This window comes from Silvimonas sp. JCM 19000 (assembly GCF_054652575.1).
Genome location: NZ_BAAIHC010000012.1, coordinates 51,434 through 66,464, shown reverse-complemented (window position 1 = coordinate 66,464; position 15,031 = coordinate 51,434). Strand labels below are relative to the sequence as shown.

At 58.6% G+C, this 15,031-nt stretch carries 14 protein-coding genes; 11 read left to right on the top strand and 3 right to left on the bottom strand.

Annotation, left to right across the window (positions count from 1 at the left end; all coding sequences use genetic code 11):
* Positions 1-54: 54 nt before the first annotated feature.
* The gene (gene parC / locus ACYQ1A_RS12370; RefSeq protein ID WP_499362409.1) at positions 55-2,421 is read left to right on the top strand and encodes a DNA topoisomerase IV subunit A; all 2,367 of its coding nucleotides are present in this window, start codon (positions 55-57) and stop codon (positions 2,419-2,421) included.
* A 69-nt stretch (positions 2,422-2,490) separates the two neighbouring features.
* Here parC and ACYQ1A_RS12365 read toward each other — a convergent pair whose 3' ends face one another.
* The 3 genes from ACYQ1A_RS12365 to thiD all read right to left on the bottom strand — a co-directional run bounded on the left by ACYQ1A_RS12365 (position 2,491) and on the right by thiD (position 4,913).
* Complete coding sequence (locus ACYQ1A_RS12365; RefSeq protein WP_499362407.1) at positions 2,491-3,069, bottom strand: chloramphenicol phosphotransferase CPT family protein; 579 nt, start codon at positions 3,067-3,069, stop codon at positions 2,491-2,493.
* Between the two features lie 11 nt (positions 3,070-3,080).
* Positions 3,081-3,962 (bottom strand): AraC family transcriptional regulator, encoded by an 882-nt coding sequence (locus ACYQ1A_RS12360; protein WP_499362405.1) that lies wholly within the window; start codon positions 3,960-3,962, stop codon positions 3,081-3,083.
* Positions 3,963-4,058: 96 nt separating this feature from the next.
* Positions 4,059-4,913: a bifunctional hydroxymethylpyrimidine kinase/phosphomethylpyrimidine kinase gene (gene thiD, locus ACYQ1A_RS12355; protein ID WP_499362403.1), complete on the bottom strand. Its 855-nt coding sequence runs from the start codon at positions 4,911-4,913 to the stop codon at positions 4,059-4,061.
* A 63-nt stretch (positions 4,914-4,976) separates the two neighbouring features.
* Between thiD and ACYQ1A_RS12350 the strand changes: the two genes are divergently transcribed.
* From ACYQ1A_RS12350 to ACYQ1A_RS12305, 10 genes are all read left to right on the top strand, one after another.
* Entirely contained in the window at positions 4,977-5,141 is a 165-nt protein-coding gene (locus ACYQ1A_RS12350; RefSeq protein WP_062221180.1) for a rubredoxin, read from the top strand.
* A 61-nt stretch (positions 5,142-5,202) separates the two neighbouring features.
* Complete coding sequence (locus ACYQ1A_RS12345; RefSeq protein WP_499362400.1) at positions 5,203-5,625, top strand: CopD family protein; 423 nt, start codon at positions 5,203-5,205, stop codon at positions 5,623-5,625.
* Positions 5,626-5,636: 11 nt separating this feature from the next.
* On the top strand, positions 5,637-6,107 hold the full coding sequence (locus tag ACYQ1A_RS12340) for a CYTH domain-containing protein (RefSeq protein WP_499362398.1): 471 nt from the start codon (positions 5,637-5,639) through the stop codon (positions 6,105-6,107).
* Positions 6,108-6,110: 3 nt separating this feature from the next.
* Positions 6,111-7,388 carry a glutamate-1-semialdehyde 2,1-aminomutase gene (gene hemL / locus ACYQ1A_RS12335; protein ID WP_499362396.1) on the top strand — a complete coding sequence of 426 codons (1,278 nt, stop codon included), beginning with the start codon at positions 6,111-6,113 and terminating at the stop codon, positions 7,386-7,388.
* A 420-nt stretch (positions 7,389-7,808) separates the two neighbouring features.
* Positions 7,809-8,282 (top strand): type IV pilin protein, encoded by a 474-nt coding sequence (locus ACYQ1A_RS12330; RefSeq protein ID WP_499362393.1) that lies wholly within the window; start codon positions 7,809-7,811, stop codon positions 8,280-8,282.
* Positions 8,276-8,878, top strand: coding sequence for a pilus assembly FimT family protein (locus ACYQ1A_RS12325; protein ID WP_499362391.1), 603 nt, complete (start codon positions 8,276-8,278; stop codon positions 8,876-8,878). Before ACYQ1A_RS12330 ends, ACYQ1A_RS12325 begins: the two co-directional genes overlap by 7 nt.
* 2 nt (positions 8,879-8,880) lie before the next feature.
* Complete coding sequence (locus ACYQ1A_RS12320; protein ID WP_499362390.1) at positions 8,881-9,315, top strand: type IV pilus modification PilV family protein; 435 nt, start codon at positions 8,881-8,883, stop codon at positions 9,313-9,315.
* On the top strand, positions 9,312-10,574 hold the full coding sequence (locus ACYQ1A_RS12315) for a PilW family protein (RefSeq protein WP_499362388.1): 1,263 nt from the start codon (positions 9,312-9,314) through the stop codon (positions 10,572-10,574). The genes ACYQ1A_RS12320 and ACYQ1A_RS12315 overlap by 4 nt, the downstream gene beginning before the upstream one ends.
* A gap of 2 nt (positions 10,575-10,576) precedes the next feature.
* Entirely contained in the window at positions 10,577-11,188 is a 612-nt protein-coding gene (locus tag ACYQ1A_RS12310) for a hypothetical protein (protein WP_062221159.1), read from the top strand.
* Positions 11,189-11,199: 11 nt separating this feature from the next.
* On the top strand, positions 11,200-15,027 hold the full coding sequence (locus tag ACYQ1A_RS12305; RefSeq protein ID WP_499362386.1) for a pilus assembly protein: 3,828 nt from the start codon (positions 11,200-11,202) through the stop codon (positions 15,025-15,027).
* Positions 15,028-15,031 lie beyond the last annotated feature (4 nt).

The following is a 15,031-nucleotide window of genomic DNA, read 5'->3' as shown; positions in this document are numbered from 1 at the left end:
TGCCACGCGCGGGGCGGCTACAATGCCGGCTGACTTGTATCCGGCCGCACTGCCATGTCCGATCTCCCCCCTGTAGAACACGAAGAAGAACTCGTCCCCGAGCAAGGTGGCGGCAATCGCCGCTACGTGACGGCTGATGTTTCCACCAGCACGCCCGATGATGGCGAATCGGTGCAACTAGGCTGGTATGCCGAGAAAAGTTATCTCGAATACGCCATGAGCGTGGTCAAGAGCCGTGCCCTACCCCAAGTCGAAGACGGCCAGAAACCGGTACAGCGCCGCATTCTTTATACGATGCATCAGCTGGGTCTGGTTGCGAGCGCCAAGCCGGTCAAATCCGCGCGTATCGTCGGTGAGGTACTGGGCAAATTCCACCCTCACAGCGACCAGGCCGCGTATGACGCGTTGGTGCGGATTGCCCAGGACTTTTCGATGCGCTATCCGCTCATCGATGGCCAAGGCAACTTTGGCTCACGCGATGGCGATGGCGCTGCAGCCATGCGCTACACCGAGGCGCGTTTGACGCCGATGGCCGAGCTGCTGCTGAGCGAACTGGACGCCGGCACCACAGATTTCATCCCCAACTACGACGGTGCCTTTGAAGAACCGCTGCTGTTACCGGCACGCTTGCCCATGCTGCTGTTGAATGGCGCTTCCGGCATTGCAGTGGGGATGGCCACCGAGGTGCCGTCGCATAACCTCGGCGAAGTGGCCGAAGCCGCAGTCTCGCTGATCCGTAATCCGCAAGCCACGGTCAGCGATCTGATGCACATGGTCAAAGGCCCGGATCTGCCTGGCGGCGGCCAGATTATTTCGGGTTACAAAGATATCCTCAGCGCCTATGAAACCGGCCGTGGTTCGCTCAAATTGCGCGCCCGCTGGGAGAAAGAAGAAATGGCGCGCGGCCAGTGGCAGATGGTGGTCACCGAGCTGCCGCACGGCACCTCTACCCAGAAAGTGTTGGAAGAGATTGAGGAACTGACCAATCCCAAGGTCAAGAAAGGCAAGAAGGCACTGACGCAAGAGCAGATGCAGACCAAGCAACTGATCTTGTCGCTGCTGGATCGCGTGCGCGACGAATCGGGCAAAGACCAACCGGTGCGACTGGTGCTGGAGCCGAAGTCATCGCGGCAGAGCCCGGAAGAGCTGATGAATGTGCTGCTGGCACATACCTCGCTGGAAAGCTCGCTGTCGATTAACCTGGTATCGATCGGCCGCGACGGCCGGCCGCAGCAAAAATCGCTGAAGCAAATGCTGCAGGAATGGATCGATTTCCGTTTCGTCACCGTGCGCCGCCGCACCGAGCACAGGCTGCAGAAGGTCAACGACCGTATTCATATCCTGGAAGGTCGCTTGATTGTCTTCCTGAATATCGATGAAGTGATCCGCATCATTCGCGAGAGCGACGAGCCCAAGCCTGCCCTGATCGCCCGCTTTAATTTGAGCGACCGTCAGGCCGAAGACATACTTGAAATCCGCTTGCGCCAATTGGCACGACTGGAAGGCATCAAGATCGAGCAGGAACTGGCCGAGCTGCAAAGCGAACGCGCAGAGCTGGAATACCTGTTGGCCAATGCCGCCGCCATGCAAAAGCTGGTGATCAAGGAAATCGAAGCGGATCGCAAAAAGTACGCCGACCCGCGCCGCACCCTGATTGAGCAAGCCGAACGCGCCACCCTCGAAGTGGCGGTGGTGGATGAACCGACCACGCTGATCTTGTCGGAGAAAGGCTGGATGCGCGCGCGCCAGGGCCACGGCATTGATCTGCAAAACCTGGCGTTCAAAGATGGCGATGCCTTGCTGGCGTCGATTGAGTGCCGCACCGTCGACCAGGTGGCGCTGTTTGGTACGGATGGCCGGGTCTATACCGTGGCAGCGGCTAGCATCCCTGGCGGTCGCGGCGATGGCGTGCCCGTCACCACGCTGGTGGAGCTGGCGCCCAAATCTCGTATCACTCAGATGCTGACCACGCAGCCGCACGATCACTTGCTGATCGCCAATTCGGCTGGTTATGGCTTTAGTTGCCTGTTTGAAAACCTGATGTCACGGCAAAAAGCGGGCAAGAGCTTTATCACCCTGGAAGAAGGTGAAACCTTGCTCAAGGTGGTGCCGTTTGTTCCACGTGAAACGTCGCTGGTGGCGTGTTTGACCAAGGCGGGCAAACTGCATCTGTTTGCGTTGAGCGAATTCAAGCAACTGTCTGGCGGTGGCCGTGGCGTGATTACGGTGGCATTGGACGATAAAGATAATCTGGCTGCGGTGACCGTTTCTGATGGCGAGACTCTGCGCCTGACCGGCACCGGCCGCGGCGGCAAAGCCGTGGAGCTGGTGCTTGATCAGAACGAGATGGCGCCCTATATCGGCAAACGCGCGCGCAAGGGCAAGCCCATCAACGCCGGTTTGAAGTTTCCTGGGTTTTGATCTCGCACTAAACAAAAAAATAGCGACCGCACCAGGTCGCTGTTTTTTTGCCCGCCCTCTCCTGCCCGCTCAGGCCAACAGCAATGCTTGCAGCGTCTCGGCGGCGCCAGCCGCACTGATGCTGTCCGCCTCCAGTGCCGCGATGATCTTTGCCGTAATCTCTGCCGTCGACAGCGCGCCGCTATCAAAGCGCAAGTCATACCGCATCAAACTGTGTACGCGCCCAAACTCCCATTCCGCCAAGCCGGGCGCACGATCGCCTCGGGCGGACTCGCGCTGTTGCAACACGGCCAGTGGACATTCCAGGCCTATCAAAACGCAATGATAGCCAGCCAGTTCGGTCAGCAATTCACGCGTCTCATCGGCCTCACACCACGCGTTATCGATGATCAGATGCAAACCCGCCTGCAGCAAACCGGGGATCGCATAATGAAATCCGCGCACCAGCGCCAGCCAGTCATAGCCGGCGCGGTGGATGATTTCGCCGTGCTGCAAGGCGTGTAGATCGGCCGGCGGTAAGCCATCCAGCACGCTATCAATGGAGAAGTTGAGATATTGGTAGGGCAAGGCTTGCTGCAATGCCCGCGCCAGTTGCGTCTTGCCCGCAGACGAGCAGCCGTTCAATACAAAAACCTGAGGGCGTTGCATAAACTTCCGTTTTAATCAGCGGGCAGCAAGGGCAAACACAGTTCGTAATGGTGATCAAAATAGCGCTCGACCCGTGGACGCGAGGGATCAAGCATCACACGCGATTGGGCCAGCCAGGTCAGCATCAGATCACGCCAGCGCGGGCCAATATCCGCGCTGGGGCCGCTGTGGCGAAACACCGCCCATTGCCCGCCACGCAAGGTGTATTCACCCAGCCCGCGCGGAATGCGAACTTGCGGGCCGATGATCTGCGCCGCGTCATAGCGGCGTCTGCCAGCTGGGGTAGTCGCAGGATCGCTCCAGATCAAACCATAGCGGCGTTGCGGCGCAATGCCATACGCGGTGCAGGTTTTGCGGAAACGCGTCCACAGCAGATCGAGATGGTGGCCGTAGTCACCGACCTCGCGGATATAGACCAGGCGCTCGGCGGACCAGCTTTCCACGGTAATGCGCGCATCCACCTCGGCAAACGTCCAATGGTAATCCGCTGCAGTACCGGCAATTTCCTGGCCCGGTTTGTAGGAGGTGGGGCCGAGGGTCTGCGTGCGCCACTCGCTCGCAGGCGGCGCGCCCTTGCGCCATTGGCTGGGGGTAAAGCCAAATTCGCGATGAAATGCGCGGCTAAAAGTGGCCGCAGAAGAAAATCCCACCGTCAGCGCGACTTTGCCTATCGGCATGCTGGGCACCCATTGCAGCAAAGAGGCTGCAGTCTCCAGCCGCAAACGCCACAAAAACGCCTGGGGCGTGGTGGCGTAGCGCGACTGGAACCGCCGCACCAGATACCACGGCGAATAATGTGCGGCGTCGGCGAGGTCGGCCAGGCTGAGTGGTGCCGACAAATCGCGCACCATCCGGTTGATGGCGCGCTCAAGGCGCAGACAGGGCGTGGGCATGGTGAATCCTGTAACCAGGTAATGCGCGCTATCTTACCGCGCCGTCCCCTGCCCTTGCAGTCATGGCTGACGAGCCGTGTTCCACGTGGAACAGCATCAGCCTTTGACAGCGCTCGCTGCGGACGGCGCCGTCTCTTCTTCTTCGGCCGGCCGTGCCCAGAACATACGATCCGGCATGAACTGGCCCATGCCCGGGCGGAACGCGCTGCTCAGCGTCTGCCATGTGTATTCCTGCGCATCACGTACGCCCGCGCCGATCTCGGCACCGCTGGCCAAGGCGCCCGCGATGGCGGCTGCCAAGGTCACGCCCGAGCCATGAAAGCTGCCCGGCAGACGATCCCAGTTATCGGCACGAACCCGGCCATTGCGCGAAAACAGCGTGTTGACCACTTTGGGCGTGTTCTCGTGCGTGCCCGTGATCAACACATATTCGGTACCACACTCCAGCAACCGGCTGGCAGCGGCGTCCAGCGGCAGATCTTCTTGCTCATCCGGATCATCCGACGCCAGCCGGCGCGCCTCGATACTGTTGGGCGTAAGGATCAATGTATGCGGAAGCAACAATTCACGCATGGCGCTAATCAGCTCTTCGGTGGAAAATTCGTCCCCACCGCCTGCACTCAGCACGGGGTCGAGCACCAAAGGGATGTCCGGATAGTCAGCCGCGATTTCTGCGATAACGGCGAGATTTTCTACACTACCCAGCAGGCCTACCTTGATCGCATCGATCTGCATGTCTTCAAGAATGTGACGCGCCTGGTCATGTAACCAGTCGGGTTCAACCGCTTGAATGTCCTGCAGGCCTGCGGAGTCTTGCACGGTCAGCGCAGTAATGATGGGCAAGGCATGACAGCCGAGCGAAGCCAGCGTGAGAATGTCTGCAGAGATGCCGGCACCGCCCGAAGGGTCATTTCCGTTGAATACAAGCACGAGTGGCGGGGTGGCGATCATGGGTGGCAACAATTATTTATCAGGTAGAATTCCGATTCTAAACCAAGCCAGAAAGTGGACCGCATGAAAAAATATATGTGCCTGATTTGTGGATTTATTTATGACGAAAACGAAGGCCGCCCTGAAGACGGCATTGCGCCCGGCACATTGTGGGATGACGTACCGCCCAACTGGACCTGTCCCGATTGCGGCGCACGGAAAGATGATTTCGAAATGATCGAAATCTGATGCATTGCTTTGACGCCACTTGTGTGGCGTTTTCCATTTATAAACTGTCTTGCGAGTTGCCATGCTCTGGGTAAAGGCGTTCCACGTTATTTTTGTGATCAGCTGGTTTGCTGGCTTGTTCTACCTGCCGCGCATTTTTGTTAACCTGGCCATGGAACAGGACGGCGCGGCCTATCAGCGTCTGCTGCAAATGTCCGGCAAGTTGCTGCGCTTTATGTCGCCTTTGTCCATCCTGGCGGTGCTGTTCGGGGTCTGGACGTGGTGGTTCTACAGCTTTGCCTCGGGCCCGGGCTGGCACTGGATCCACGCCAAACTGCTGCTGGTGGCATTTCTGGTTGGCTATCACCACGTGTGCATGCGTTTGCATAAAAACTTTGTGGCTGGCCGCAACACCCGCAGCCATACCTGGTATCGCTGGTTTAACGAGATTCCGGTGCTGCTGTTGGCCGGTATCGTCATCCTTGTCATCGTTAAACCGTTTTAAGGAGCGCCGCGATGGGTCAGGAAATCGAACGCAAATTTCTGCTGCAGGCAGACGACTGGCGCCAGGAGGTCAGCCGCAGCCAACAGATCGCGCAGGGCTACCTGAATGCAGACCCGGCTCGCACCGTGCGCGCCCGCATCAAGGGCGATGCGGCCTTTATTACCATCAAAGGTAAAAACGAAGGCATCGCGCGGGCGGAATTTGAATATGCCATCCCGCTGGAAGACGCCCGGGATCTGCTCAAGCTGTGCCCCAACGTGCTGGATAAAACCCGGCACGAAGTCCATCGCGATGGCTTTGTTTGGGAAATTGATGAATTCCATGGCGATAACGCTGGCCTTATCGTTGCTGAAATTGAATTACCCGCAGTAGATACCCCTTTTGCCAAACCCGACTGGCTGGGTGCAGAAGTGTCGGGCGATCCGCGTTATTACAATAGTGCGTTGTCCACCCTGCCCTACTGCCGTTGGCCCCGGAGCTGATTTATGTCCCGTAATAACGATTTATTCGACGCCGCTTTTAAACATATTCCCGGTGGCGTTAATTCGCCGGTGCGCGCTTTTGGTTCGGTGGGCGGTACCCCGCCGTTTATCCAGCGTGGCCATGGCGCATATATCTGGGACGCTGACGACAAACGCTATATCGATTACGTGGGATCGTGGGGCCCGCTGATCCTTGGCCATACGCATCCCGAAGTGATCGCCGCGGTCGAAAAAGCAGCGCGTAACGGCCTGAGCTTTGGCGCACCGACCGCCGCCGAAGTCGAACTTGCTGATCTACTGTGCCAATTGCTGCCTGCACTCGACCAAGTGCGCCTGGTGTCCAGCGGCACTGAAGCCACCATGAGTGCCATTCGCCTGGCGCGCGGTTTTACCGGTCGCGACAAGCTGATCAAATTTGAAGGCTGCTACCACGGCCACGCAGATAGCTTGCTGGTTAAAGCCGGCTCGGGCTTGCTGACTTTCGGCAATCCGTCCTCCGCGGGCGTGCCCGCAGCGGTAGCGGCCGATACCATCGTATTGCCTTATAACGATGTCGCCGCGTTGGAAGCCTGCTTTGCCGAAAACGTGGGCAAGATTGCCGCCATCATCGTTGAACCGGTGGCGGGCAATATGAACCTGGTTCCGGCCACGCCCGCCTTTGTCACTGCGATGCGTGAACTGACACAAGCTAATGACGCTGTGCTGATCTACGACGAAGTCATGACCGGCTTCCGCGTCGATCTGACCTGCGCCCAGGGCTTGCATCGGGTGAAGCCGGATCTGGTCACGCTGGGCAAAGTAGTTGGCGGTGGCATGCCGTTGGCGGCATTTGGCGGCCGCGCCGACATCATGGCCAAGCTGGCGCCGCTGGGGCCGGTGTATCAAGCAGGCACTTTGTCGGGCAATCCGGTGGCCGTCGCGGCTGGCCTGGCCACGCTCAAACTGATTTGCCAACCCGGCTTCTTTACTGCGCTGACCGCCCGAACCCGTAAGCTGGTCGATGGCCTTAACCAGGGGGCGGCAGCAGCCAATGTGCCTTTCAGCGCGCAAAACGTCGGCGGCATGTTTGGCGTGTATTTCAGCGCCAGCACGCCCAATTCGTTTGCCGAAGTCATGGCGGGCGATCGGGTGCGCTTTAACGCCTTCTTCCACACCATGCTGGAACACGGCGTTTATCTGGCGCCGTCGGCGTACGAAGCGGGCTTTGTTTCAGCTGCGCACACCGATGCGGATATCGAAGACACCATTGCCATCGCAGCACGCGCATTTCGTCAGTTTTAACAAGCGCTTAGCGGCAAACGCTGCAGCACTGAAAGCCAGCGCCACGGCCCAACGCCGTAGCGCTGGCCGGTTGTCTCTTTTCTGACGCCTTTCGTCCCATGCCCTTGTCATTCGTTGAGCAGCAATCTCTAATACTCTCAAATAGCGACACTCCCCGCTTCGCGTGCGATGAAGCCTGATTCATCGCCCGGACGGCATCCAGCCACCGCTTGCGCACAAATTCCGCGCACTCATCCTGGCCGCATGCCGTTGTAAGCCGGGCTGTAATACGATGCGTACGCGTAGAACCGGTCGGACCCCGGTCAGGATCGCCATTCCCGGATGCCAGGGCATTGCGCCTGACGAACACCGCTGCTTGTAGCAAGCCGGAACCACCGTCGCGCATGACTTGATAATTGCACTGCATCCAGGTGATACGCCATGCCCAAGCACGACCGCTCCGTCCGCCCGCAAGGTGGCTTTACGTTGATCGAGGTGATGATCACGGTAGCCATTGTTGCCATACTCGCCGCGATCGCGATTCCCAAATACAGCGACTACGTCATCAAAGGCAAGCTGGCCAATGCCATCAATGGCATCGGCGCCGTGCAAGCCCAGATGGAACAGTACTATCAGGACAACCGCACCTATGCCAACGTCGGCACCGGGTCTACCGCGCTGCTGTCGCCATGCAACCGCACTAATACTTATGGCGATTTTACCGTCAGCTGCAGCGGCACCCCGACGGCCAGCGCTTATACGCTGACTGTTTCGTCCACCAAAGCGCAGTTGGCCGGCTTTATCTACACCGTCACCCAGGCCGATGTCCGCACCACCAAATTCGGCACCGCGTGGGGTAGCCCGGCGCAATTCAGCGGTTGCTGGTCCGTGACCAAGGGCGCCACGTCATGTTGATGCCGCGGCCGCGTCAGGCGGGTTTTTCGCTGATCGAGTTGATGGTGGCGATGTCGGTATTTGCCATCATGCTGGTCATCGCCATTCCCGCATTCGGCACGTGGATTACCAATACCCGCATGCGTTCTGCGGCAGAAGAGCTGCAGAACGGTTTGAATGGCGCCCGCAGCAGCGCGCTGCAGCTCAACCGCACGGTGCAGTTTTCGCTGGCGCAGACGCCAGTGACCGCCAGTGCCACCCCGGCGGCCAGTAACAGCAATGCGCGCTACTGGTACGCCCTCACCATCCCGGTGATGTCGAGTGATTCTGCCGCCGTGGTCAAGAGCGGCAACTTCGGCAACGATCGCGTTACCGTGAGTGGCCCCACTACCCTTTCGTTTTCGCCGGTGGGCCGCATGGTCATCACCACCGATAACACCAGCGGACTGAACAAATGCACGGCGCCCAGCAACGGAACCGTTTATGAGTTGGGCAATGCCGATGGCAGCACCAACCAGGACATCCGGCATTTGTGCGTCACCGTCAACAACGGCGGCAAAGTGCGCATGTGCGACCCGAACAAGACCCTGTCGACCACCAACCCGGACGGATGCTGATCATGAAGGGCCACCCCCAGATTCAGGGCCAACAAGCGGGCGCATTACTGCTCGAAGTGTTGATCGCCATTCTGATTTTTTCGCTCGGCATTACCGGCCTGATCGCTGCCACTTCAGCGGCGGCGCGCAACGTGGCGGTGTCGGAAGATCGTAACCACGCCGCGCTGTGGGCCAATGAACTGGCATCGCAGATGTGGGCCATCGGTAGCGTGGGCGTCAGCTCTGCCTATCTCACCGCATGGAAGGCAGGCATAGCTGGAACCTCCTCCAGCAGCTCGGCCAGCATACTGGCCACCGGTCTGGGACCACTGCCCTCGGGGCTGGGTTCGGTTGCCACCGTCAGCTCGTCCAGTTTTGCCACCATCACCATCACCTGGCAGGCGCCGAGCGCGTCCTCGGTCAGCACTTATTCCACAGAAGTACAGCTGCCCCAATGACCCCCATGCATACAACAAGAAAAACAGCGCAGCGCGGTTTCAGCTTGATCGAATTAATGGTCACGCTCGTGATTGGCCTGATCATGTCGCTGGTGATCTACAACGTGATCAAGATCAATGAGGGGCGCAAGCGCACCATCATGTCGGTCAGCGATATGGATCAGGCAGGCACCTATGCCATGTACCAGCTTGATCAATACATCCGCAGTGCTGGCGCCGGTTTTTCCGGTAACCGCTCGGCCCTGTATGGCTGCAAGTTAAACGTCTCGGTCAACGGCAACCAGTTGCTGCCGCCCACGTCCACCTACGCCATCCCCTCGGTGTTTTCCACCATGGCAACGGCCATCAGTACTTTCCGGCTGGCACCGGTGCTGATTTATCGCGGCACAAGCTCTGACCAACTGATGATCATGTCCGGTAACAACGGCATGGGCGAGTTTCAGTCGGTGATTTCGACCAGCCCCACCGCGACCAATCTTGTGGTCGACAACACGGCCAGCTACAACCCTGGCGATGTCTTGCTGATCACCAACCCGTCGAGCTCGTTCACCACGTGTTTGATGTCGCAAGTGGCCACCACGCTGGCCTCGGGTGCCTCGCAAAACCTGCCGCTGGGTAATGATTCCAGCAGCCGCGGTTATTACACCGCCGCAGGCGCCAACATCACGGTGGCCAATACACCGATTCCCGGCATGGTAATCGGCCTGGGCAACGTTGGCCGCTCTAATCCGCCACGGTTTACCTTGCTGGGGGTAGACAATACCTCCGGCGCAAATTCACTGGTCGCCTATGACCTGCTGCAGACCAATCTGGCCGCCGGCAATCGCACCACGCAAGAGCCGCCACTGGCATTGGCGGATGGCGTGGTTGAAATGCATGCTGCATACGGGCTGGATGATGGCTCCGGCGGCATCACCTGGGTGGCTCCGACCGGTACGTATGCGGCGGCCACCATGATGAATGGCAGCAGCACTGATTTGCTCAAGGTCAAAGCGGTCCGTATCGGTCTGCTGATCCGTACCTCTTTGCCTGAGAAAACCATCGATAACGCCAAAGGCGTCGGCGTTTCCGCCACCGTCAGCTCCGGCAGTGTCACCATGTTCAGCGACCTGACACCCAAGGGTTCGCCCACCCCGACGTTTACCCGCGCATTGACCACGGATGAACAGAATTACCGCTTCCGGGTATTTGAAACCACCATCCCGGTCCGCAATGGTCTGATCGGCGCCAACCTGCCTAACTTCGGAAGCGGGAGCTGATCATGCAGAAACGACCTTCCGCTATCGCCGCCCCTGCCCAGCAACAAGGCATTGTTCTTGTGGTTACGCTGGTTGCGCTGGTGCTGCTGCTGTTGACCACGGTAGCGCTGATGCGCTCATCGCAAAATGCGCTGACCACCTCCGGCAATATGGCGTTCAAACGCGACCAGACCAATGCAGCCGAGCAAGGCATCGTGGCAGCGCGCACCTGGATAGCCAACGCCAGCGCATCCACGCTGATGACCACCTCTGCCACAAATAATTACTCGTCGGTGCGGCTGGCGACCAGCAAATACGGCGTTCCAGATGAATTACGCAACGCCGCGTCAACCTACACCGCCACCGCCAGCAAGGCGATCGACGTGCATGGTGACGGCAGTGTGATGGTGTATTACATCATCGACCGCATGTGCGACTCGTCCAATGCGGGCCTGGCCATCGACTCGACCAAATGCACCTTGTTGCAGAACTCGGCGGCTTCGCCAGGCGCCCAGGTCGGTAATGTGGGCGAAGGCGAAGTGGGCTCGGCCGCACAAGCGATCTATCGAATCAGCGTCCGCGTAGACGGACCGCGTAGCACCCAGACCTTCGTGCAAACGACGGTGGCCAAGTAAAGGGGACTCATATGAACCATCACCATTCTGGCGTGGCCACCACGTTGCGCCACCTGGCTCAAAAAGCATTGGCTGCCGTTGTGTTGTCCAGCACCGTGCTGGCACCGGCCTGGGCCATCAAGCTGGCCGATCAGCCCATCTTCTCGACGTCGACCGTGCCTGGCAACGTCATGCTGACCTTGTCGGTGGAATACCCCACCCCAAACAGCGCGGCTTATACCGCCAGCAGCTTTGACGACACCTCAGTGCCTGGTCTGGTTGGCTATTTCGACAAGAAAAAATGCTACGCCTACAAGGTGGATCCGGACGCCACACTGTCTACCCTGGGCAGCGACACGGTTAACAGCCATACCAATAACAGCTACTTTTATCCGATCTCGTTGGCAGACAGCAATTACCGTTGCAGCGGCAGCCTGCGCTGGTCTGGCCGTTATCTGAACTGGGCGGTGATGCACACCATCGACCCGTTCCGCCAATCCTTGACTGGCGGCTATCGCATCATCGACGAGACCGCGCGTACGGTATTGTCGAAAGCGTATTCCGAACACTCGGGCATGCCCGATCGTGCCCTGAGCACCAACGTCAGCACCAATACTCCGTTTAGCTGGGGCCAGATCAACAGCCGTACCCAATCGCTGGGCGTGCTGCTGTATGTGTCGTCAAGCAACAACACCATGGCCAGCAATATCGTCATGTACAACCCGGCTAACTCGGTCGATCAAAGCCATACCTATGCCTTATCGGGCAAGGTGTTGGTATGCGATAGCACGGTCTCGGTGGAAGACAACTGCACCCAATACGGCAGCAACTACAAGCCCGAAGGCCTGATGCAGAAATACGCCACCAAGCTGCGCTTCGGGGTAATGAGCTATCTGAACGACAACAGCTCCGGCCGCGATGGCGGCGTGTTGCGCGCACAGATGAAGTTTGTGGGTCCTTATCTGGCAGATGGCACCACCGACAATCCGGCCAAGGAATGGGATGCCACCACCGGCGTATTCGTGACCAACCCGGATACCTCGGACGCCACCAACAGCAGCGTAACCGACAGCGGCGCGGCCAATTACCTGAACAAGTTCGGTTCCTTGTCGCACACCTATAAAACCTACGATAACGTGAGCGAGTTGTATTACTCCGCGATCCGTTATTTCAAAAACCTGGGCAATGTCACCGAGTATTCCAATAGCCTGACTACCGCCATGAAGGACAAATTCCCGGTCATCACCTCGTGGAATGATCCCATCCAGTACCAGTGTCAGAAGAACTTCATTATCGGCATCGGCGACATCAACACCTGGTATGACGCCGATTTGCCCGGTAGCACCATCGGTGTTGTGGAACCGACCAAGCCTGCAGCCGTCACCGCGGATACCACCGTCGATGTCAGAGACGCCACCAACAAGGTGGGCGTACTGGAAGGCAACAGCACTTCGCTTGGCACAGCCTATGTGGCCTCCAGCCGTGGTGATACCTACTTTATTGCTGGCCTGGCCTATGCCTCGCACGTCAAGGACATGCGTCCGGGCGAATTCTGCAACACGGGTAGCTCAGGCACCGCTTGCGCCAAAGACAATATCCAGACCGTTGCAACCTATTGGCTGGATGTGCAGGAAAACCAGGTTTACACCTATCGCAACCAGTACTGGCTGGCGGCCAAGTACGGCGGTTTCCCCCTGCCGTCCGGCTACAGCTATGACACTGGCACCGCGGCCCAGATCGCGGCGTCGGACTGGCACTCCAAGAACAACGTTGACCCGGCCAGCAGCACACGCTATCTGCCGGATAACTACTTCCTGGCCGGCCAGGCGGACAAGATGCAGTCCGGCTTGTCCAGCGCATTCAGCGATATCACCAGTAAGGTGGTGCAGAGCACCGGTAACCTGGGGCTGGTTAATCCCAACCTGAACAAATCGGCGGAAACCTACGCCGTCGGTTACAACGCCAGCCGCTGGAGTGGCAGCCTGGCCGCCACCAAGCTGGATCCGACCGTGACTTATACGGCTGCCAACACCCCGGCAGCGGTATGGGATGCTAAAAACAAGTTGACCACGCAAGCGGCCGGCACCGGTTACAACAGCGGACGCGTAATCGTTACGCGTAGTGGCGGCGCCTTTGTACCATTCCGCGTTGCCACCAGTACCAGTGGTAGCGGCCTGAGCAGCACCGATCTGGCCGCGCTCGACATTACTCCGACCATTACGGGCGGCAGCTCGACCACCACCACCAAAACCAATTATCTGAATTACCTGCGTGGCGATCGCACCAACGAAGTCGGCAACTCGGTGACCGGCGGCACCAGCACCTATCGCCAACGCGACAGCGTGTTGGGCGATATCGTCAACTCGAAAGCAGTACCGAGCGCCCCGCCGTCACGTACTTATACCGATGACTTCAACCCCGGTTATTCGACCTACGTGTCCGACAACGCCAGCCGGCTGACCATGGTAATGGTCGGCGCCAACGACGGCATGTTCCACGCCTTTAACGGAACGGTCGACACCGCTTCGGCCTCGGGCACCGAAATCTTTGCCTATGTACCCAGCTTTGTTTATCAAGGCCCCAACAGCACCCCCACCACCGACGGCCTGGCCGCTTACGGCAAAGCCACCTCGTTTGTGCATCACTACTATGTGGACGGCCGCATTGCCGTAGGCGATGTGGACCTTGGCAAAGTGGGTGGTACCACCGGCACGGTAGATTGGGCGACCATTGCCGTGGGCGGTATGGGCAAAGGCGGCAAAGGCTACTTTGCGGTGGATATCAGCGATCCGACTTCATTCGGCACCGAAGCGGCGGCCAAAAACAATATGCTGTGGGAGTTTACCGACAGCAATATGGGTTACAGCTACGGCCAGGCCCAGGTATTCAAAACGGCAAAATGGGGTTGGGTGGTTGCATTCAGCTCGGGCTATTCCACCACCGATACCACTAACAGCACGGCTGGCTACGTTTACTTTTTGAATGCCAAGACCGGCGCCTTGCTGGAAAAAGTGTCCATCGTCGATAGTGCCCGCCCGGGCGTTTCGGCTGGCCTGGGCCCGATCAGTGCATATACGCCTAACCAGCACGATTACACCGCCGATTCGGTGTATGTCGGCGATCTGAACGGCAACGTCTGGCGCATCGATCTAACCAGTGCCACCGCTGCGTATACCGCCCTGCATTTCGCCACCTTGACCAATGCCGCGGGTACCCGTTTGCCGATTACCACGGCGCCCTACATTACTTCGGTCCCCAATACGCTGCGACGTTTTGTACTGGTCGGTACCGGCAAATTGCTGGATACCACGGACATCACCTCTACCACCCTGAACGCCTTCTATGTGATGGCGGACGGCACCAACGCGGCGTTCTACACCACGTCCACCTTGCCCTCTGGCTATAGTTTTCCGATTACGCGCAGCCAGCTTAACGCGGACAGCAATCTGTTGACCGGCATCGGAAGCACTCCGACTTCCACTATCGGCTATTACCTGGACATGCCGGCAGTCAGCAATGCGGCATGGCAATTGAACGTGGGTGTGGCGGCTAACTACGGCATTCTGGGTTTTGGCGCCAACTTGCCCAATGGTGATGTCTGCAATCCGTCCGGCACCAACCAGACGTATGCGCTGGATATCACCAGCGGCAAAACGGTGCTGACCGATTCGAATGGCAACCTGGTATCTTCGATTTCAGGTACCGGTACCATCACCGATGTGCGGTTTGTCATGAATGCCGATGGCACCATTTCCATCATCACCTCAAATGATTCGGGCCAGCTCACCAGCACGGCCACCAAGCCGGGTAACAGCACCACCACGCTGCAATTGAACTGGCGTGAAGTGCCGATACAATAAGGCG